Source organism: Umezawaea endophytica (assembly GCF_025061645.1).
Taxonomy (GTDB): domain Bacteria; phylum Actinomycetota; class Actinomycetes; order Mycobacteriales; family Pseudonocardiaceae; genus Umezawaea; species Umezawaea endophytica.
The window spans coordinates 18092-38299 of record NZ_JANYMP010000025.1; the positions used below are offsets into that span (position 1 = coordinate 18092).

The 20208-nt window shown below is 70.7% G+C and carries 20 protein-coding genes; 14 read left to right on the forward strand and 6 right to left on the reverse strand.

Annotation, left to right across the window (positions count from 1 at the left end; translation table 11 throughout):
* Nucleotides 1–2: 2 nt before the first annotated feature.
* Nucleotides 3–1322 carry a lipopolysaccharide biosynthesis protein RfbH gene (rfbH, locus tag NZH93_RS37490; RefSeq protein ID WP_259628040.1) on the reverse strand — a complete coding sequence of 440 codons (1320 nt, stop codon included), beginning with the start codon at nucleotides 1320–1322 and terminating at the stop codon, nucleotides 3–5.
* On the reverse strand, nucleotides 1319–2428 hold the full coding sequence (locus NZH93_RS37495) for a nucleotide disphospho-sugar-binding domain-containing protein (RefSeq protein WP_259628041.1): 1110 nt from the start codon (nucleotides 2426–2428) through the stop codon (nucleotides 1319–1321). Before NZH93_RS37495 ends, rfbH begins: the two co-directional genes overlap by 4 nt.
* 287 nt (nucleotides 2429–2715) lie before the next feature.
* Between NZH93_RS37495 and NZH93_RS37500 the strand changes: the two genes are divergently transcribed.
* Both NZH93_RS37500 and NZH93_RS37505 read left to right on the forward strand, forming a co-directional pair.
* Nucleotides 2716–2847, forward strand: coding sequence for a hypothetical protein (locus NZH93_RS37500; protein WP_259628042.1), 132 nt, complete (start codon nucleotides 2716–2718; stop codon nucleotides 2845–2847).
* Nucleotides 2840–3475, forward strand: a complete 636-nt coding sequence (locus NZH93_RS37505) for a CHAT domain-containing protein (protein WP_259628043.1) — start codon at nucleotides 2840–2842, stop codon at nucleotides 3473–3475. The genes NZH93_RS37500 and NZH93_RS37505 overlap by 8 nt, the downstream gene beginning before the upstream one ends.
* Here NZH93_RS37505 and NZH93_RS37510 read toward each other — a convergent pair.
* Nucleotides 3465–4220 carry an IclR family transcriptional regulator gene (locus tag NZH93_RS37510; protein WP_259628044.1) on the reverse strand — a complete coding sequence of 252 codons (756 nt, stop codon included), beginning with the start codon at nucleotides 4218–4220 and terminating at the stop codon, nucleotides 3465–3467. The two genes, NZH93_RS37505 and NZH93_RS37510, sit on opposite strands and share 11 nt — an antisense overlap.
* 111 nt (nucleotides 4221–4331) lie before the next feature.
* Here NZH93_RS37510 and aceB point away from each other — a divergent pair, with 111 nt between their 5' ends.
* Nucleotides 4332–5879, forward strand: a complete 1548-nt coding sequence (gene aceB, locus NZH93_RS37515; RefSeq protein ID WP_259628045.1) for a malate synthase A — start codon at nucleotides 4332–4334, stop codon at nucleotides 5877–5879.
* Nucleotide 5880: 1 nt separating this feature from the next.
* Nucleotides 5881–7110: a DUF6986 family protein gene (locus NZH93_RS37520; protein ID WP_259628046.1), complete on the forward strand. Its 1230-nt coding sequence runs from the start codon at nucleotides 5881–5883 to the stop codon at nucleotides 7108–7110.
* On the opposite strand, the gene NZH93_RS37525 is transcribed toward NZH93_RS37520, so the two are convergent.
* The 3 genes from NZH93_RS37525 to uraD all read right to left on the reverse strand — a co-directional run bounded on the left by NZH93_RS37525 (nucleotide 7107) and on the right by uraD (nucleotide 8951).
* A complete protein-coding gene (locus NZH93_RS37525) occupies nucleotides 7107–7412 on the reverse strand; it encodes an STAS domain-containing protein (protein WP_259628047.1) in 306 nt (101 codons plus the stop codon). The genes NZH93_RS37520 and NZH93_RS37525 overlap by 4 nt on opposite strands.
* A gap of 151 nt (nucleotides 7413–7563) precedes the next feature.
* Complete coding sequence (pucL, locus tag NZH93_RS37530) at nucleotides 7564–8442, reverse strand: factor-independent urate hydroxylase (protein WP_259628048.1); 879 nt, start codon at nucleotides 8440–8442, stop codon at nucleotides 7564–7566.
* 29 nt (nucleotides 8443–8471) lie between these two features.
* On the reverse strand, nucleotides 8472–8951 hold the full coding sequence (gene uraD / locus NZH93_RS37535; RefSeq protein ID WP_259628049.1) for a 2-oxo-4-hydroxy-4-carboxy-5-ureidoimidazoline decarboxylase: 480 nt from the start codon (nucleotides 8949–8951) through the stop codon (nucleotides 8472–8474).
* Nucleotides 8952–9100: 149 nt separating this feature from the next.
* On the opposite strand from uraD, the gene NZH93_RS37540 reads away from it, so the two are divergent.
* The 10 genes from NZH93_RS37540 (at nucleotide 9101) to NZH93_RS37585 (ending at nucleotide 20131) form a co-directional block, all read left to right on the forward strand.
* On the forward strand, nucleotides 9101–9898 hold the full coding sequence (locus tag NZH93_RS37540) for a hydroxypyruvate isomerase family protein (RefSeq protein ID WP_259628166.1): 798 nt from the start codon (nucleotides 9101–9103) through the stop codon (nucleotides 9896–9898).
* Entirely contained in the window at nucleotides 9895–10773 is an 879-nt protein-coding gene (locus tag NZH93_RS37545) for a 2-hydroxy-3-oxopropionate reductase (RefSeq protein WP_259628050.1), read from the forward strand. The genes NZH93_RS37540 and NZH93_RS37545 overlap by 4 nt, the downstream gene beginning before the upstream one ends.
* Nucleotides 10773–12488: a glyoxylate carboligase gene (gcl, locus tag NZH93_RS37550; RefSeq protein WP_259628051.1), complete on the forward strand. Its 1716-nt coding sequence runs from the start codon at nucleotides 10773–10775 to the stop codon at nucleotides 12486–12488. Before NZH93_RS37545 ends, gcl begins: the two co-directional genes overlap by 1 nt.
* The gene (locus NZH93_RS37555) at nucleotides 12485–13492 is read left to right on the forward strand and encodes a glycerate kinase (protein WP_259628052.1); all 1008 of its coding nucleotides are present in this window, start codon (nucleotides 12485–12487) and stop codon (nucleotides 13490–13492) included. Before gcl ends, NZH93_RS37555 begins: the two co-directional genes overlap by 4 nt.
* A gap of 5 nt (nucleotides 13493–13497) precedes the next feature.
* The gene (allB, locus tag NZH93_RS37560; RefSeq protein WP_259628053.1) at nucleotides 13498–14802 is read left to right on the forward strand and encodes an allantoinase AllB; all 1305 of its coding nucleotides are present in this window, start codon (nucleotides 13498–13500) and stop codon (nucleotides 14800–14802) included.
* The gene (gene alc / locus NZH93_RS37565; protein ID WP_259628054.1) at nucleotides 14799–15839 is read left to right on the forward strand and encodes an allantoicase; all 1041 of its coding nucleotides are present in this window, start codon (nucleotides 14799–14801) and stop codon (nucleotides 15837–15839) included. The genes allB and alc overlap by 4 nt, the downstream gene beginning before the upstream one ends.
* A 167-nt stretch (nucleotides 15840–16006) precedes the next feature.
* A complete protein-coding gene (locus tag NZH93_RS37570) occupies nucleotides 16007–17572 on the forward strand; it encodes an alpha/beta fold hydrolase (RefSeq protein WP_259628055.1) in 1566 nt (521 codons plus the stop codon).
* A 99-nt stretch (nucleotides 17573–17671) separates the two neighbouring features.
* On the forward strand, nucleotides 17672–18199 hold the full coding sequence (locus NZH93_RS37575) for a sugar O-acetyltransferase (RefSeq protein WP_276024816.1): 528 nt from the start codon (nucleotides 17672–17674) through the stop codon (nucleotides 18197–18199).
* A gap of 256 nt (nucleotides 18200–18455) precedes the next feature.
* On the forward strand, nucleotides 18456–19796 hold the full coding sequence (locus tag NZH93_RS37580; protein WP_259628057.1) for an ammonium transporter: 1341 nt from the start codon (nucleotides 18456–18458) through the stop codon (nucleotides 19794–19796).
* On the forward strand, nucleotides 19793–20131 hold the full coding sequence (locus tag NZH93_RS37585) for a P-II family nitrogen regulator (RefSeq protein WP_259628058.1): 339 nt from the start codon (nucleotides 19793–19795) through the stop codon (nucleotides 20129–20131). Before NZH93_RS37580 ends, NZH93_RS37585 begins: the two co-directional genes overlap by 4 nt.
* Nucleotides 20132–20208: the final 77 nt, after the last annotated feature.

The following is a 20208-nucleotide window of genomic DNA, read 5'->3' on the forward strand; positions in this document are numbered from 1 at the left end:
CCCTACACGGTGGCGAGCGAGCCGACCTTCGAGCGGACGAACTCGCGGATGGACGAGGTCACGTAGTCGACCATCTCGTCGGTCAGCCTCGGGTGCACGCCGAGCCAGAACGTGCGCTCGGTGATGATGTCGCTGTTGGTCAGGTCGCCCACGACGCGGTACTCCGCGCCCTGGTAGGCGGGCTGGCGGGTGAGGTTGCCGCCGAACAGCAGGCGGGTCGCGATCTTGCGGCCTTCGAGGAACGAGATCAGCTCCGCCCGGCGGAACGGCAGTTCGCGGCCGAGCGTCAGCAGGAACCCGAACCAGCTCGGGTCGCTGTCGTGCGTGGCCTCGGGGAGGATCAGGCCCGGCACGTCGGCCAGGCCGTCGCGCAGCCGCCGCCAGTTGTGCCTGCGGGCGGCGGAGAACCGGTCGAGCTTCGCGAGCTGGGTCACGCCGAGCGCGGCCTGCTGGTCGGTCGACTTCAGGTTGTAGCCGATGTGCGTGTACGTGTACTTGTGGTCGTAGCCCTGCGGCAGCGTCCCGAGCTGCCAGCCGAAGCGCTTGTGGCACGTGTTGTCGTGCGCCGGTTCGCACCAGCAGTCGCGGCCCCAGTCGCGGACGGACTCCACGATCTTGCCCAGCTTCAGGTTGCCGGTGGCGACGCAGCCGCCCTCGCCGGTGGTGATGTGGTGCGCCGGGTAGAAGCTGACGGTGGCGAGGTCGCCGAACGTGCCGGTCAGCTTGCCGCGGTAGGTGGAGCCGAGCGCGTCGCAGTTGTCCTCGACGAGCCACAGGCCGTTGTCGCGGGCGATCTGCGCGATCTCCTCGACCTCGTAGGGGTTGCCGAGCGTGTGTGCGAGGACGATCGCCTTGGTCTTGGGGCCGACGGCGGACGCGATGGCCTCGGCGGTGGCGTTGTAGGTGCCCAACCGGACGTCCACGAAGACCGGCACGAGGCCGTTCTGGATGATCGGGTTCACCGTGGTGGGGAACCCGGCGGCGACCGTGACGACCTCGTCGCCGCGCTGGAGCCTGCGCTCGCCGAGGCTGCGGGACGTCAGCGCGGTCACCGCGACCAGGTTCGCCGACGAGCCGGAGTTCACCATGTACGCCTTGCGCAGGTCAAAAACGCGGGCCATCGCGGTCTCGAATTCACGGGTCGACTTCCCCGAAACGATACGCATGTTGAGCGCGGCTTCGACTACCGCGACCCGGTCGTCCTCGTCGAATACCGCGCCACCCGTGAGGACCGGTGTCTCGCCTGGAATAAATTCGGCGGTTTCGGATTTCTCTCGATGGTATTTCCGGACTGTTTCTAAGATTTCCTGCTCGAGGCTCATACGACCGCCCACTCGGTGCGCGGTGCCACCACGGTCTCCAGGTGCTTCACCACGGAGGCGGGGGACAACTGGTCGTCGTTCTCCTGTTGCAGGCGGGCCGCGACGAGCCGCGCGCCGGAGTGCGAGAGCAGCCCGCAGACGGCTTCGCGGATGTTCTCCACGGTCTGCTCGGCCGGGTGCAGCGACACGCCGCCGCCGATGGCCGCGAGCCGGTCGCCGTGCTGGAAGTGCACGCACATCTGGGGCAGCACCACCTGCGGCAGGCCGTGGGCCACACCTGCCAGCAGGCTGCCCGCGCCGCCGTGGGTGATCGACAGGTCGCACGTCGGCAGCAGGTCGTGCAGCGGGACCCCGCGCACCACCCGGACGTTCTCCGGCAGGTCGGCGTCGTGCTCCAGACCCCACCCCGCGGCCACCACGACCTCGGTGTCGATCTCCCGCAACGCCTCGAGCGTCGTGTGCAGCACCTGCGAGTGCCTGCCCCGGATCGGCACGTTGCCCAGGGTCACGGCAACCCGTTTGCCCTGCGGTTTCCTCAGCAGCCAGTCGGGCAGCACGGCCGAGCCGTTGAACGGGATCCAGCTCATCGGCAGCGACTCGGCGGGCGGTTTGCCGACCTGCATGCTGCGCGGGCACACGTCGATCCAGCGGACCGGGGGCGGCGGCGCGCCGTGCAGGCCCCAGTCGCGGTACAGGTAGGCCAGGCGCTGGTGCACCAGCTCGTCCACCTCGGGCGGCAGCGTCAGGCCCCAGCCGTGCCTGATCGTCGGGAGGCCCAGCCGCGCGGCCACGATCGGGCCCGCGTACTCCCAGGAGGTGTGCATCACCACGTCCGGCTGCCAGCGCTCGGCGATCTCGAACAGCCGTCCGACGTTGCGCTCCGCGAGCGGGCCGTAGTAGTCGGCGACGTGCTCGGCCAGCGACTGCACGCCCGCGTCCTGCGGGGGCCGGTGGGCGTGGTCCGCCACGAGTCCTGCCAGCGGGATGTCGTCCCCGAGCGAGACCGCGGAAACACCCGCCGCCGCGGACACGTCCGCCATGGTCTTCGGCATCGCCACGACCACGTGGTGCCCCGCGCTCCTAAGAGCCCACAACAACGGGATCATCGGGTAGAAGTGCCCCTGATTAGGGCAGCTCGTCACTAATACTTTCATCTCAATTGGCCGCCTTCTTCACGTTGCTGACCGCTATATGGCGGAATGGCAAGACCCGTGCCAAAGAATACTTAGCCGATGTGTGGCCGGATACCCCTGACTGGCCCCTAATGACCGAACGAATTGATACGGGTTGCCTTTGTCGAGTGGCGTGATCTCGGGGTGGGGAGAAGGTGGTGAAGATCGGTTTCCACGATCGGGTGAGGCTCGACTTGCCAGGTGCGCGGCCGGGGAGAAGGGTGGAGTCTCGACCGCTCCTGGTCGTGCCGGGGCGGGGTGGTGTGCCGGTGTGGTTCGAGCGACGGGAGTCCGAGGTGGGCGTGGAGGTCATCGCCTCGTACGGGTCCGTCGTCGAACTGGGGCGTGGCTGACGTGCGATTACCCGGCGGTGTCCGGTCCCGTGCCGTGCTCATGGGCACGAGCCTCGCGGCTGATCCGGACCTGGCGGAGTTACCCGAGGTGCGGGGCGACCTGGCGGACCTGGCCACGGCGTTGACCGATGGCGGTCTGCGCTGCTCGGTGCCCGCCGACCGGACCGCGAGGGCGTTGGGCGAGGAGTTGGAGAAGGCCGCGTCGCAGGCCGAGGAGCTGCTGTTCGTGCACTACGCGGGCCACGGCCTGCTGGACGCGCGGGGCAGGCTCTTCCTGGCGGTGCCGGACACCCGGCTCGCGCTGGTGCGCTGGACCGCCCTGCCGTTCCGCGACGTGCGGGACGTCCTGCTGGACGCGCCCGCCCACCGCCGCCTGCTGGTGCTCGACTGCCGCTTCAACGAGCGGGCCGTGGCCGCGCTGGACGACCCGCGGTCGGCGCTCGCCGAGCAACTTGCCATCCGCGGTGTGCCCACGCTCGTCACCACGGGCGCGCCACCACCCGTCAGCCTCACCCGGCACCTGGTCGACGTGCTGCGTGCCGACCGGCGGGAGGACCGGCTGGACGCGCTGCTCCGGGCGCTGCTGCGCTGCGCGGACTCGCCGGACGCGTGGACCGTCAGGAATTAGCGCTCTGGTCGGTCAGCCGCTTCGCGATGGCCAGCACCTCGGGCAGGATCCGGGCGACGGCGTCCTTGGTCAGCCGCCCCTCCGGACCGGACACCGAGACGGCGGACAGGGTCGGGGCGCCGACCAGCGGCACGGCGATGCAGCGCACGCCGAGTTCCTGCTCGCTTTCGTCCAGCGCGTAGCCCTGCTCGGCGATCTGGCCGAGCGAGTCCAGCAGCTCCTGCGTGTCGGTGATCGTGTTCGGCGTGTACGCGGGCAGGCCCGTCCGCTCCAGCAGCGCGAGCACCTCGGCGCGCGGCAACTGCGACAGCATCGCCTTGCCGACGCCGGTGCCGTGCGGCAGCAGCCGTCGGCCGACCTCGGTGAACATCCGCATCGAGTGCCTCGACGGCACCTGCGCCACGTACACGACCTCGTCGCCGTCGAGCACGGCCAGGTTCGCCGTCTCCTCGACCTCGTCCACCAGTTCGGTCAGGTACGGCCTCGCCCACGTGCCGAACTGGCGGCCCGCGCTCTCGCCGAGGCGGATCAGCCGCGAACCCAGGGTGTAGCGGCGGTTGCGGTTCTGCCTCACGTACCCCAGCGTGACAAGGGTGCGGATGAGGCGGTGGATGGTCGGCAGCGGCAGCCCGGTGGTGGCCGCCAGCTCCGACAGGCTCGCCTCACCGCCCGCGTCGGCCAGCCGTTCGAGCAGGTCGAAGGCGCGTTGGAGGGACTGCACCCCGCCTGAGGACTCGCGCGCCATGATCACTCCCGTAGTAGTCCGGGTGGAGTCTAATCGTCATTGCAGTTCCGCTATGCAAAAACTATAGTCCGCGAAGTAGAAAAGTCAGCCCTAGGAACGAGGTGGACCTCCATGCCCGACATCGGTGTCACGGTCATCGGTGACAAGGTCGATCGGGACGAGGAGGTGCTCACCCCGGAGGCGCTCGACTTCGTGGCGGGTCTGCACCGGGCGTTCGCCGCCACGCGCGACGACCTGCTCCGGCGCCGCGCCGAGCGCCGGGCGAGCGGGAAGCTGGACTTCCTGCCGGAGACGGCGAAGGTCCGCGAGTCCGACTGGCGCGTCGCCGACGCCCCGCCCGCGCTGACGGACCGGCGGGTCGAGATCACCGGGCCGACCGAGCGGAAGATGGCGATCAACGCCCTCAACTCCGGCGCCAAGGTGTGGCTCGCCGACCTGGAGGACGCCAACACCCCGCACTGGGAGAACGTGGTCTCCGGTCAGGTCAACCTGTACGACGCCGCGCGCGGCACCATCGAGTTCACCTCGCCCGAGGGCAAGCACTACGCGCTGAAGGACGACGTCGAGCGTCCGGCGATCGTGGTCCGCCCGCGCGGCTGGCACCTCGACGAGCGGCACCTGGAGATCGACGGCCGTCCCGCCGTCGGCGCGCTGGTCGACTTCGGCCTGCACTTCTTCCACAACGCCTCGCTCGGCAAGCCGTACTACTACCTGCCGAAGATGGAGAGCCACCTCGAGGCGCGGCTGTGGAACGACGTGTTCACCGCCGCCGAGGAGCAGCTCGGCGTCCGGCACGGCACCGTCCGCGCGACCGTGCTGATCGAGACCATCCCGGCCGCGTTCGAGATGGAGGAGATCCTCTACGAGCTGCGCGAGCACGCGTCCGGCCTCAACGCGGGCCGCTGGGACTACCTGTTCAGCATCATCAAGTACTTCCGCGACGCGGGCGCCGACTTCGTGCTGCCCGACCGCAACAGCATCACCATGACCGCGCCGTTCATGCGCGCCTACACCGAGCTGCTGGTGCGCACGTGCCACAAGCGCGGGGCGTTCGCGATGGGCGGGATGGCCGCGTTCATCCCGAACCGGCGCGACCCGGAGGTCACCGAGCGGGCGCTGGCGAAGGTCCGCGACGACAAGACCCGCGAGGCGACCGACGGCTTCGACGGCTCGTGGGTCGCGCACCCGGACCTCGTCCCCGTGTGCCGGGAGATCTTCGACGTCCAGTTCGGCAGCAAGTCCAACCAGCTCGACCGGCAGCGCGACGACGTGTCCGTGACGGCCGCGCAGCTCCTCGACTTCAAGGCCACCGGCGGCGAGGCGACCAGGGCGGGCGTCGAGTCCGCCGTGGACGTCGGGTTGCGCTACCTCGTGTCGTGGTTGAGCGGCAACGGCGCGGCCGCCATCCACAACCTGATGGAGGACGCGGCGACCGCCGAGATCTCCCGCTCCCAGTTGTGGCAGTGGGTGCACAACGAGGTCGTGCTCAGCGACGGAACCCCGGTGACCGCGGGCCTGGTGCGGGAGGTGCTGGCGCGCACCAAGGCCTCGTTGTCCGGTGAGCACGTCGACCTGGCGGCCGAGCTGTTCGAGCAGGTCGCGCTGTCCGAGGAGTTCGCCGACTTCCTGACCGTCCCCGCCTACGCCAAGATCCCCTGACGTGGCGCGGACTTCGCTCGACGCGGTGGCGGTCGCGGCCGCCACCGCGCGGCTGTCCGATGTGGACCGGGTGCTGCCGGACGGCCGCCAGCCCGTGCACACCTGCTACGTCCCCGCGTCGAAGGTGACCGGGGACGTCCTCCGCGACTGGGGCGCGCAAGCGCTTGCCGCGCTGGACGAGCACCCCGACGCGCTGGCCGCCGTGCTGCCGGAGGACCTCGCCCCGAGGATCCGGGAGCGGGTGCGGGCCAAGCTCGTCGCCGAGCCCGTCGAGGACCTGCGGATCGACTTCGAGGACGGCTACGGGGCTCCGGCCGACGAGGTGGAGGACGCCGACGCCGAGCGCACCGCGGGGATCGTGGCGGGCTGGCGGGACGACGGCGTGCTGCCGCCGTACGTCGGACTGCGGATGAAGTCGTTCGACACCAGGGTTTTGCGCGAGCGCGGCATCCGGACGCTGGACATCTTCCTGACCGCGCTGGGCGATCCGCCGCCCGGCTTCGTCATCACGTTCCCCAAGGTGACGTCGGTCGACCAGGTCGAGGTGTTCGGCGATGTCCTCGACCTGTTCGGGATCCCGCTGCGGTTCGAGATCCAGGTCGAGACCACCCAGTCGATCGTGGACCCCGAGGGCAGGCTGGCGATCCCGCGGTTCCTCGCGGCCGGTCGCGGTCGGGTGTCCGGGCTGCACTTTGGCACCTACGACTACACGGCGGGCTGCGGGCTCGGCGCCGCGCACCAGCACCTGGCGCACGGCGCGTGCGACTTCGCGCGCAACGTGATGCAGGTGTCGGCGGCCAACGCGGGGGTTCGGGTGTCCGACGGCTCGACCAACGTCCTGCCGGTCGGCGACGCCGTCGCGGAGGGCTGGCGGACGCACTACGGGCTCGTGCGGCGGTCGTTGGCGCACGGCTTCTACCAGGGCTGGGACCTGCACCCGGCGCAGCTCGTCACCCGGTACGCGGCCGTGCACGCGTTCTACCTGGAGGGCGTCGAGGCCGACGCGCGCCGGTTGAAGGCGTACGTGGAACGGGCGGGCGGCACGGCATTTGATGGCGCCTCCGCTGGGAAGATCACGTCGGCGCTCCTCGACGAACCGGCGACCGCTCAAGCGCTGTCGTCCTCGTTCCTGCGCGCGGTGGACTGCGGGGCGCTGGACGAGGCCGAGGTGCTGGGCGTGACGGGGCTCCGGGTCGAGGACCTGGAGGCGTTGGCGAGCCGGAAGGCCTAGTGGCGGGTGAGCGCCCGGCTCACCGGGGCGCTGGGCACGACGCGCAGGGCCATCTCGCGGTCGGCGCAGACGGCCTGGGCGTAGCGGACGAGGTCGCGCGCGGCCTGGTCGCAGGCGAACACGGAGGAGAGGTCCAGCGTCAGCAGCTCGACGACCGGGCGGTCCGGCAGGTCGAAGAAGTCGGTGACCAAGCGCTTGAAGTCCGGAGCCGTCGTGGCGTCCAGCGCGCCCGAAACGGTGATCACGGCTTCGTCGTCCAGGAACATCGTGACCGGCGAAAGCCCCCGTTTGACATCACTCATGTTTGCGAGAGTACGGCCTTTTCGTCATCTTGCTGTCACTGTCGGGTGCTCTGTGAGGCACGAGATTCCGCCAAAAGAGTGATCTGCACCACTAATGGCTGAACGGTGCAGGTCAGGGGTGGTGGAGGCCCGTCCACCACCCCCGAACCGGCTAGAACGCGGGCAGCGTGTCCCAGGCGTGTCCGGCGTCCAGCGCGTCGTCCCGCAGCACCGAGCCCTCGATGAGCCCGTACGGCCGGTCGGCCGCGTAGAACACCTCGTTGTCGTTCTCCAGCCCGAACGCGCTGAGGTCCACCAGGAAGTGGTGCTTGTTCGGCATAGACATCCGCACCTCGGCCACCTCGGGACGGGCCTCCAGCACGGCCTCGCCCATGGCGTACAGCGTCTGCTGCAACGAGAGGCTGTGCTTGGTCGCGAACGTCGCCAGCAGCAGTTCGCGGATCTCGGTGAAGCTCTTGGCCCAGTCGACGTCGGTGCCCAGGTAGCGCCACCGGGCCGTCACGGACGTGGCCAGGATGCGGTCGTCCGTCTCCTTCAGCGTCGTGTACGGGTCCTTCGGGAACCCGTGGAACTCCGACCCGGTCGACTTCAGCACCACGAGGTCCTTCAGCCCCGACACGACCCACGCGTCCGACCCGTCGACCGTCACGGCGGTGGTGCGCTTCTCGTTGGAGCCCTGGACGAACGAGTGGTCGTTCGCGTCGATCCGGTTCCACCCGTGCTCGTCGACGAGGACCCGCGCGCCGGTGATGGCCTCCTGGGTGGACACGAAGTGCCGCCCGAGCCGCAGGGCGAAGTCCTCGACCTCGCCGACCGGCGCCTGCTTGGCGAACGCGTAGACGGTGTTCTTCTGCGTGTCCGTCGCGAGCACCTTCGAGTTGTCGCCCGTGTGGTGCGTGTCCGCGAGGTCGCCGCGCAGCGAGGTGCTGACCGTCAGGTCCCTGATGGTGTGCACGGACCCCTCCCGCGACACCGCGACGAGGCGGTTCTCCGCCTTCCCGTACTGGTTCGGCCCCAGGATGATGGCCATCGGTCAGCTCCTTCTGGTGTTCGGCGGGGTCACGCGACGGCCTTGCGCAGCCGCAGGGCGGCGATCTTGGCCAGTTCGCGGTTCACCACGCGGAGTTCGGTGTCGGGGTCGTTGTCCATCCTGGCCGCCAGGTCCGCCAGCACCTGCTCGCCGCTGAGCCCGGTCGCGCACACCAGGTAGATGTGGCCGAACCGCTCCTCGTAGGCGACGTTGGCCGCCACGAGCCGGTCCGCGAGCGACGCGTCGACGCCGGACTGCTCGGCCGAGGACCACTTCGCCGAGACGCCGCCGTGCCGGGCGCGCTCGCCGATGCGCGGGTGGCCCGCGATGGCTCCGAGGATCTCCTGGGTGTCGAGGTCGACCTCGGCCCGCGCGACGAGCGCGTCGACGTCCGGGTACGGGCGGGCGGCCACGACGGCGTCGACCCAGCGGGGCACCGCGAGGCATTCGGCGAGCAGCGGTCGGAGGTCGTCCGCCGGTGCGGAGTTGAAGCCTGGCAGTCCCGGCAAGGGCCCTTTCCTTTCTGCATAGCGGAATTACTTTTCCGCAGTGAGGGACGGTACGAGCGGTGTCGAGTGCTGTCAACAGTCTTGCGCTCTTCCGCGCCACCCGCCTACGCTCTCGTTAGACGGAAACTAACTTCCGCATTGTGGAAGGAATGGTCATGCGGTACGACGTCAACCTCTCGATCCTGTTCACCGAGCTGCCGCTGCTCGAACGTCCCGCCGCCGCCCGCGCCGCCGGGTTCGACGCGGTCGAGTTCTGGTGGCCCTTCGCGGTCGCCCAGCCGGACGACCGCGAGGTCGCGGAGTTCGTCGGCGCGATCACGGCCGCGGGCGTGCGGCTCGTCGGCCTCAACTTCTTCGCGGGCGACCTGCCGAGCGGCGACCGCGGCCTGGTGTCGTGGCCGGGCCGCGAGGGCGAGTTCAAGGCGAGCGTCGACCTCGCGATCGGCATCGCCCGCGAGACGGGCTGCCGCGCGTTCAACGCCCTGTACGGCAACCGGATCGAGGGCGTCGACCCCGCCGAGCAGGACGCGCTGGCGCTGCGGAACCTCGCGTTCGCCGCCGACGCGGCCGCCGCGATCGACGCGACCGTGCTGCTCGAACCGGTCAGCGCGATCCCCGCCTACCCGCTGCTCACGGCGGCCGACGCGCTCGCCGTCGCCGACCGGCTCGGCAGGCCGAACGTGGCGCTGCTGGCCGACCTCTACCACCTCGCCGTCAACGGCGACGACCTCGACGCCGTGGTCACCGAGCACGCGGCGCGGATCGGCCACGTGCAGATCGCCGACGCACCCGGCCGCGGCGAACCGGGTTCCGGAGACCTGGAGCTGGAGCGGTACCTCGCCCAGCTCGAAGCCAACGGCTACCAGGGGTTCGTCGGCGCCGAGTACAAGCCCACCGGCCCCAGCGCCGACAGCTTCGGCTGGCTGACCAGGGAGGAAGACCAGTGACCACCATCGGTTTCATCGGCCTCGGCATCATGGGGTCGCCCATGTCCGGGCACCTCGTCGCGGCGGGCCACGCCGTGCGGGGCTTCGACCTCAACGCCGACTCGGTCGCGAAGCTCGTCGCGGCGGGCGGCACGGCGGCGGGCGGTGTCGCGGACGCCGTGGCGGGCGCGGACGTCGTGATCACCATGCTGCCGGACCACCCGCAGGTCGAGGACGTCGTCCTCGGCGACGGCGGCGTGCTGGAACTCGCGGCGCCCGGAACCCTGCTGGTCGACATGAGCACGATCCGGCCGGAAACCTCGGTGGCCGTGGCGGAAGCCGCCGCCAGCAAGGGGATCCGCGTGCTGGACGCGCCCGTGTCCGGTGGTGAGGCCGGGGCCAGGCAGGCCTCGCTGTCCATCATGGTCGGTGGCGAGGAGGCCGACTTCGCCGCGGCCCGGCCGCTGCTCGACGTGGTCGGCAAGACCGTCGTCCACGTCGGACCGCACGGCGCGGGCCAGGTCGTGAAAGCGGCCAACCAGCTCATGGTCGGCGGCATCTACGCGCTCGTCGCGGAGGCCATCGTGCTGCTGGAGGCGTCCGGTGTGGACGCCAAGGCGGGCCTCGACGTGCTCGCGGGCGGCCTGGCCGCCAACCGGATCCTGGACCTCAAGCGGGAGACCATGATCGCCCGCGAGTTCGCGCCGGGTTTCCGGATCGACCTGCACCACAAGGACATGGGCATCGCGCTGGCCGCGGCCCGGCAGGCCGACGTCGCACTTCCGGTGACGGGGCTGATCGCCCAGCTCATCGCGGCGGGACGGGCGCGGGGGTACGGCTCCCTCGACCACTCCGCCCTGCTCAAGGTCATCGAGAACCTATCCGGGAGGGCGTAATGCCGAAGATCCCCGTCATGCAGGCCGTCATCGAGGTCCTCAAGTCCGAGGGCATCGACACCGTGTTCGGCTGCCCCGGCGCCGCGATCCTGCCGTTCTACAAGGCGATGGAGACCGACGGTTCGATCGAGCACCTGATCGTGCGGCACGAGGAGGGCGCGACGCACATGGCCGACGGCTGGTCGCGCACGACCGGCAACGTCGGCGTCGCGATCGGCACGTCCGGGCCCGCGGGCACGAACATGATCACCGGCCTGTACACCGCGCAGGCCGACTCGGTGCCGATCCTGTGCATCACCGGCCAGGCCGTGTCCACGAAGCTGCACCAGGAGGCGTTCCAGGCCGTCGACATCGTCGAGATCGCCAAGCCCGTCACGAAGTGGGCGGTGCAGGTGAAGGAGGCGGCGCAGGCTCCGTGGATCTTCCGCGAGGCGTTCCGGATCGCCCGGTCCGGCAGGCCGGGCCCGGTGCTGATCGACCTGCCGCTGGACGTGCAGAAGCAGGAGATCGAGTGGGACCCCGCGATCGACGCGCCCCTGCCCGTGACGCGGGCGGTGCCGCACGGCCCGCGCGTCGAACGGGCGCTGGAGTTGTTGCTGGCGGCGGAGAAGCCGCTGCTGCTCGCGGGCGGCGGCGTGATCCTCGGTGAGGCGCACGAGGAACTGCTGGAGCTGGCCGAGTACCTCCAGATGCCGATCCAGGCGACCCTGATGGGCAAGGGCGCGGTCGACGAGGACCACCCGCTGTACGCGGGCATGACCGGCATCCAGACCTCGCAGCGCTACGGCAACGCGTCGTTCCTGGAGTCCGACCTGGTGCTCGCGCTCGGCGCCCGCTTCGGCGACCGGCACACCGGCGACCTCGCGACGTACCGGGGCACCAGGACGTTCATCCACGTGGACTCCGAGCCCACCCAGATCGGCCGCGTCTTCGGGCCGGACCTCGGGATCGTGGCCGACACCAAGCTGTTCCTGCAGGCGGTCATCGACCTCGCGCGCTCCCGTGACGCCGGACGGGCGGCGGGGAAGTGGGTGGCACGGGTGCAGGAGCTGAAGGCGACCCTGACCCGCCGCGAGGACTTCCCGAACGTCCCGGTCAAGGCGCCAAGGGTGTTCAAGGAGATCAACGAGTACTACGGCCCCGACACGTACTTCGTGACCGCGATCGGGCTGTACCAGATCTGGTCCGGGCAGCACCAGAAGGCGCACAAGCCGCGCCACTACCAGGTGTGCGGCCAGGCCGGTCCGCTCGGCTGGGAGATCCCGGCGGCCATCGGCGTGAAGAAGGCGTTGAAGCGCACCGATCCCGGCGCGGAGGTGGTCGGGATCGTCGGCGACTACTCGTTCCAGTTCCTGGTGGAGGAACTCGCCGTCGGCGCGCAGTACGACGTGCCGTTCGTGCTGATCATGCTGAACAACGAGTACCTGGGCCTGATCCGGATGGCCGAGGACCACGGCGGCTACGACATGAAGTACGAGGTCGACATCCACTACGACGTGAACGGGTCGGACAACGTCAAGATCATGGAGGCCTACGGCTGCTCCGGCGTCCGGGTCACCGAGCCCGAGCGGATCCGCGAGTCGCTGGAGTGGGCGCGCAAGGAGGCCGACCGCACCAGCCGCCCGGTCCTCGTGGAGATCATGATCGAACGGGAGGGCAACACGGCCAACGGCGTCTCCATCGCGGCGGTGCGCGAGTTCGAGCCGGTGCCGTGACCGGTCACGTCCTGGTGGCGCCGGACAAGTTCAAGGGATCGCTGACCGCCCCGCGGGTCGCCGCCGCCGTGGCGCGCGGCCTGCGGGAGGCGGTCCCCGGCCTGGACGTGCGCTGTCTGCCGGTGGCCGACGGCGGTGACGGCACGGTCGACGCCGCCGTCGCCGCCGGGTTCACCCGCGTCGGCCGGTGGGTGACCGGCCCGGTCGGCAAACCCGTCGCCGCCTCGTTCGCCCTCCGCGGCCGCACGGCCGTCGTGGAGGTCGCGGCGGCGTCCGGACTGGCCGGGCTGCACCCGTTGGCACCGCTGACCGCCACCAGCCGCGGCACCGGCGAACTGGTGCGCGGCGCGCTGGACATGGGCTGCACCCGGATCGTGCTCGGCGTCGGCGGCAGCGCGTGCACCGACGGCGGGCGCGGGATGGTGGAAGCGTTGGCGGGCAAGGACTTCGGCGACATCGACGTGGTGCTGGCCAGCGACGTGGACAACCCGCTGCTCGGCCCGAACGGCGCCGCGGCGGTGTACGGGCCCCAGAAGGGCGCGACACCCGCCGACGTCCAGGTGCTGGAGGAACGGCTGCGCGCGTGGGCCGACGAGGTCGGCCACGAGCACGCCGACACCCCCGGCGCGGGCGCGGCGGGCGGCATCGGCTTCGCCGCCCTCGCCCTGCTGGGCGCCCGCCGACGGCCGGGCATCGAGGTGGTGCTCGACCTGGTCGGCTTCACCGACGCGCTGCCCGGCGCCCGGCTGGTGATCACCGGCGAGGGGTCGCTGGACGCGCAGACCCGGCACGGCAAGGCGCCCGCGGGCGTGGCGGCGGCGTCCGGGGGAGTGCCGGTGGTCGCCGTGGCGGGCCGCTGCTCGGTCGACCCCGCCGAGATCGGCCTGCGGTCCGCTTACGCGCTGCTGGACGTCGAACCGGACGTGACCCGCTGCCTCGCCGACGCCGAACGGCTGCTGGTCGGACTTGCCGGTCGCATCGCGGCGGACTGGCTGGAAGAGTGAGCCGCATGACCTTCGACCTGGTGTTCCGCGCTCGAAGAGTGGTCACGCCGGACGGCGAGATCGCGGGCGCCGTCGGTGTGCGGGACGGTCGCGTGGCGGCGATCGAGCCCTCGCTCGACGGCGCCCGCGTGATCACCCTCGCCGACGACGAGGTGCTGCTGCCGGGGCTCGTGGACACGCACGTGCACGTCAACGACCCCGGCCGCAGCGAGTGGGAGGGGTTCGAGACGGCGACGCTGGCCGCCGCGGCGGGCGGTGTGACGACGATCGTCGACATGCCGCTCAACAGCCTGCCGCCGACGGTCGACGTGGCCGCGCTGGAGGTCAAGCGCAAGACCGCGCGCGGCCGGGTCCACACCGACGTGGGCTTCTGGGGCGGCATCATCCCCGGCAACCTGCCCGACCTGCGCGGCCTGCACGACGCGGGCGTCTTCGGCTTCAAGTGCTTCCTGCTGCACTCGGGCGTGGACGAGTTCCCGCAGGTCCAGCCCGCCGAGTTCAGCGCCGCGCTCGAAGAGTTGGGGTCGTTCGACGCGTTGACGATCGTGCACGCGGAGGACGCGCACACGGTCACCGACTCGCTGCCGGACTACGCCGGGTTCCTCGCGTCCCGGCCGCCGTCGGCCGAGACGATCGCGATCGAGCAGGTGATCGAGACCGCGCGGCGGACCGGGGCGCGGGCGCACGTCCTGCACCTGTCCAACGCGGGCGCGCTGCCCGTCATCGCCGCCGCCAAGCGCGACGGCGTCCGGATCACCGTCGAGACCTGCCCGCACTACCTGACCTTCACCGCCGAGGAGATCGGCGACCGCGCCACGCAGTTCAAGTGCTGCCCGCCGATCCGCGAGGCCGCCAACCGCGAAGGCCTGTGGCGCGGGCTGGCGGACGGCACGATCGACCTGGTCGCCAGCGACCACTCGCCGTGCACGCCGGAGCTGAAGGCGGGTGACTTCGCCACCGCGTGGGGCGGGATCGCGAGCCTCCAACTCGGCCTGCCCGCCGTGTGGACCCAGGCCAGGCAACGGGGTCACGCGCTGACCGACGTGGTGCGGTGGATGGCGTCGAGCCCCGCCGACCAGGTCGGCCTGGCGCGCAAGGGACGCGTCGCGGTCGGCGGGGACGCCGACTTCTGCGTGTTCGCGCCCGACGACGCGTTCGTCGTCGACCGCGCGAAACTGCGCCACCGCAACCCCGTCACGCCGTACCACGGTCGCCCGCTCGCGGGCGTCGTGCGGCAGACGTGGCTGCGCGGCCAGGAGATCACCGGAACCGACCCGCTCGGGCGGTTGCTGACCAGAGGAGATTCATGAGCGAAGTGCCCGGCTGGACGAGGCTCCCCGACCTGGCTTCCCGCGCCGTCGGCGGGAGCGTGGTGTGGGCCAACGACGAGTTCTTCGCCGAGCGCGAGAACCTGATCCGGGCAGCGGAGCCCGCTTACCAGACGTACACGTTCGGCCACAAGGGCCAGGTCTACGACGGTTGGGAGACGCGGCGGCGCCGGTCGCCCGGCGACGACCAGGCGGTCGTCCGGCTCGGCCTGCCGGGGATCGTGCGCGGTGTCGTGGTCGACACGGCGTTCTTCACCGGCAACTACCCGCCGCACGGGTCGGTGGAGGCAACGTCGGTCGAGGGCTACCCGTCCCCGGACGAGCTGGCGGCGGCCGAGTGGGAGGTGCTCGTGCCGAAGTCCCCGTTGGGGGGCAACCAGAAGCACTACTTCGAGGTCTTCGTCGAACGCCGGTACACGCACGTGCGGCTGACCATGCACCCGGACGGCGGCGTGGCCCGGCTGCGGGTGTTCGGCGAACCGGTCGCCGACCCGCGGTTCCTGGTCGCGGGGGCGCTGGACCTGGCCGCGCTGGAGAACGGCGCGAGCGTCACCGGGTGCAGCAACATGTTCTACAGCTCCCCCAGCAACCTGATCGCCCCCGGCCAGGCGAACCTGATGGGCGAGGGCTGGGAGACCGCGCGCCGCCGTGACGACGGCAACGACTGGGTCGCGCTGAAGCTCGCCGAGGCGGGCACGGTGACGTTGGCGGAACTGGACACCAGCCACTTCAGCGGCAACGCGCCCGCGTGGGCGTCCGTGCTCGGCTGCGACGCCCGCAAGGACCCCGACGCGTGGTTCGACCTGCTGCCGCGCACGAGGCTGCAACCCGATACGCGGCACCGCTTCCGGCTGGCGGGCGACGTCGAGGTCACGCACGCGCGGCTGGACATCTTCCCGGACGGCGGCATGGCCAGGCTGCGGCTGTTCGGCGCGCTCACCGCGAGCGGCCACGAGGCGCTGACCCGCCGGTGGCTGGACCTCCTGCCCCCGGCGCACGCGAGGCTCGTCGCGGGCTGATCCCGGCGCACCGGAACACCCCCGACCGGGCCAGTTGATACGTCGTCATCAGCCCGGAGGCTGATGATCGCGTGCGACCACAGTCGGTTGTGCGGTCGTCCTCCCGCTGCGAGCCTCGGTCCGTCCGCCGGTCCTCCGGCGGACGGACAGGATCTAGGGAGGAACCTGTGCGATCGATCATCAGGGCGTTCGGCGCCGTCGTAGCCGCCGGAACGATGCTCGTCGGGGCGGGGGTGGCGGGCGCGGCCCCGCCGGAGCAGGACGACGCCGAGCTCCAGGGGGTCGTGGGGGCGATCACGTGGGCCGCGTGCACCGACCCCTGGGCACCCGAGGGCGTGGAGTGCGGCAAGCTCAACCTGCCCATCGACTGGAAGAACCCGCGCGGCGAGAAGTTCGACCTCGCCGTCGCCCGGCGCAAGGCGACCGACCCGGCCAAGCGGGTCGGCATCATGCTGATCAACCCCGGCGGTCCCGGCGGTTCGGGGGTGGACTTCGCCTACGGGGCCAACAACTACTTCAGCCCCGAGGTCCAGGCGAGCTTCGACATCATCGGGTTCGACCCGCGCGGTGTGGCGCGCAGCCAGCCCGTCACCTGCTCGCTCGACCTGCTGAACGCGCAGCCGACGCTGTTCCCCAAGGACCAGGCCGAGTTCGACCGGCTCAAGGCGTACAACCAGGAGTTGGCGAAGGACTGCCGCGCCAGGAGCGGCCCGATCTTCGACCACGCCGACACCATCGCCGTCACCAACGACATGGACGCCATCCGGCGGTCGCTCGGTGAGCGCAAGATGAACTACTACGGCATCTCCTACGGCACGATCATGGGCCAGCAGTACGCCGAGCGCTTCGGCAGCCGGATCCGCGCCATGGTGGTCGACAGCAACATGGACCACAGCCTCGACGTGAAGGCCTTCCACGGCACCGAGGCCTCCGCCGCCGAGGACTCGTTCCAGGAGTTCGTGAAGTGGTGCGACCGCACCGGGTCGTGCGCGCTGCACGGCCGCGACGTCGCCGCCTACTGGGATGACCTGCTCGCCAAGGCCGACCGCGGCGAGCTGAAGGACCCCGACGACCCGACCAGGTCGATCGCCGCCGACGAGATCACCGGTCGCGCGTTCAGCTCCTTCTACGGTCCCGGCTGGAGCTTCCTGGCGACCTGGCTCGACCGACTCGGCACGGGCGCTCCCGCTCCCGCCACGGCGTCGGCCGCCGCGGACGAGGTCGCCGAGAACCCGTTCCCGGCCGTCTTCTGCCAGGACTTCCAGTACCGGGTGAGGAACCACCGCGAGCTGGCGACGCTGGTCGCCGAGGCCAGGCGCCTGGCCCCGCACATGCGCGGTTCCAGCCTCGGCCACTACGCCGTGGCGTCGTGCGTCGGGTACCCGCCCAAGGCGAACAACCCGCAGCACGACCTGCGCATCACTGCCGGGCCGAAGATCCTCATGATGAACGCCCTGCACGACCCCGCGACCGCGTACGCGTGGGCGGCGAACGCCCACCGGCAGAGCCGCGCCAAGACCGTGCTGCTGACGTACGAGGGCTGGGGGCACGGCGCCTACCGGCGTTCGGACTGCGCCCGCGCCGCGTCGGACGGCTACCTGGTCGGTCTGACCGTTCCCCGCGAGGGGACGCGGTGCCCGGCCGTGGAGCCGGCGCCGGAGCCCGAGGTGACCACGCTGGGCACCACCTCGCCCGTGGGCCCGAAGCCGGGCCTGCCCGGCTGGGGGCGCTGAGCTGACGCGGGTGGGGCACCGACCATGTCCGGTGCCCCACCCGCGTGGCCGAGGTCGACGACCGGCAGCATCGACCCGGTGACCACGCACAAGGAACGCATGCTCGCGGGCGACCTGTACCGGGACGACGACCCCGAGCTGGTCGCCGAGCGCAAGCACTGCCAGACCCTCCTGGACCGCTTCCACGCCGTGGACGCCGAGGGCCGCCACGCCGTCCTCACCCGGCTCCTCGGTGGCATCGGCGAAGGCTCCTGGATCATGCCGAGGTTCCAGTGCGACTACGGCTACCTCATCCGCATCGGCTCGAACAGCTTCCTCAACTACGACGCCATCCTGATGGACTGCGCCCCGATCTCGATCGGCGACGACGTCTCCATCGGCCCGCGCGCCCAGCTCCTCACCGCGCTCCACCCGATCGAGGACCACGAGAAGCGGAGGCAGCGCTGGGAGTCGGCCGCCCCGATCTCGATCGGCGACAACGCGTGGCTGGGCGGCGGTGTGATCGTCTGCCCCGGCGTGACCATCGGGATCAACTCGGTCGTCGGCGCGGGCAGCGTCGTCACCCGGAGCGTCCCGGACCACGTGCTCGCGGCGGGCAACCCGTGCAAGCCGATCCGCGACCTGTAACACCGTTACCCTCGGTGTTCGCCGAGGTCTGACGCCCCGATCGAGACACACCCGGAACACCTGAACAGATCAACCCCGCCGGCGCACAGTCACGGCCGGAAATCCAGGTTCGTGACCGTAACTTGTCCGATAAACCGCCGGAAACCTATCCGTAACACCAGGCCCTTCACAGTTCACCTCCGCGAAACGTGGCGCGCAACCAGGCGAAACAGGACACTTCGATGCTCCCTGCAACCGACATGCAGTGGAGGTCGACGTGGATACAGGGGACACCGCCTGGGTGCTGACCAGTGCCGCACTGGTGCTGTTGATGACACCGGGACTTGCCTTCTTCTACGGGGGCATGGTCCGTTCGAAGAGTGTGCTCAACATGATGATGATGAGCCTGGGCGCCATGGGCGTCGTGGGTGTCCTCTGGGTGCTGTTCGGGTACTCCACGGCATTCGGCTCCGACGTCGGCGGTGGCCTCGTGGGCAAGCCCTTCGAGTTCTTCGGCCTCGACGGTCTCCTGGGCAAGGAATCGCTGTTCGGCACCATCCCGAGCACCGTGTTCGTCGCCTTCCAGGCGATGTTCGCGATCATCACCGTGGCGCTGATCTCCGGTGCCATCGCCGACCGCGCCCGCTTCGGCCCGTGGCTGCTGTTCGCCGGTCTGTGGGCCACGATCGTGTACTTCCCGGTCGCCCACTGGGTGTTCGACTTCGACGTCAAGGACGCCGACGGCAACGTGACGAGCGCGGGCGGCTGGATCGCCAACAAGCTCCTCGCGATCGACTTCGCCGGTGGTACGGCGGTCCACATCAACGCCGGTGCCGCGGGCCTCGCGCTGGCCATCGTGCTGGGCAAGCGCGTCGGCTGGCCGAAGGACCGGATGAAGCCGCACAGCCTCCCGCTGGTCGTGCTCGGCGCCGGTCTCCTGTGGTTCGGCTGGTTCGGCTTCAATGCGGGCTCCGCGCTGGGCGCCAACGCCACCGCCGGTGTCACCTTCATCAACACCACCGTCGCCACCTGCGCCGCCATGCTCGCCTGGCTGCTGGTGGAGCGGATCCGCGACGGCCACGCCACGACCCTCGGCGCCGCGTCCGGCGTCGTCGCGGGCCTGGTCGCCATCACCCCGGCCTGTTCCTCGGTCACGCCGCTCGGCGCCATCGCGGTCGGCCTGATCACCGGTGCGCTCTGCGCGCTGGCCGTCAGCCTCAAGTTCCGCTTCGGCTTCGACGACTCGCTCGACGTCGTCGGCGTGCACCTCGTCGGCGGTCTGTCCGGCACCATCCTGATCGGCTTCTTCGCCAGCTCGGCGGCCCCCGCGGGCATCGACGGCCTGTTCTACGGCGGCGGCGTCGACCAGCTCTGGCGCCAGGCCGTCGGCGCGTTCGCCGTGATGTTCTACTCCTTCGTCCTGAGCCTGGCGCTGGGTTACCTGGTCAAGTTCACCGTCGGCTTCCGGGCCGACGAGGAGGCCGAGGTCGGCGGCGTCGACGAGGCCGAGCACGCGGAGACGGCGTACGAGTTCGGCGGCTTCACCGGTTCCCGTGGAGCCGGCAAGGTCAGTGCGGCCGCGGGCGCCTCCGCGGTTCTTGAGGGGAGCAAGTCGTGAAGCTCGTCACCGCAATCATCAAGCCGTTCACCCTCGACGACGTCAAGGCGTCGCTGGAGCAGCTCGGCGTGCTCGGCATGACGGTCAGCGAAGTCCAGGGCTACGGCAGGCAGAAGGGCCACACCGAGGTCTACCGCGGCGCCGAGTACGCCGTCGACTTCGTGCCCAAGCTCCGCATCGAGGTCCTGATCGACGACACCGCCGTGGAGAAGGTCCTGGACGCGGTCGTCGAGGCCGCCCGCACCGGCAAGATCGGTGACGGCAAGGTCTGGGTCACGCCGGTCGAGACGGTGATCCGGGTCCGCACGGGGGAGCGCGGGTCGGACGCTCTGTAAAACGATGAAGTCCGGGACGGGGCACGTGGGAGAGGTACTCCCGCGTGCCCCGTCTTTGCCGATCACGGGGAAAGAGG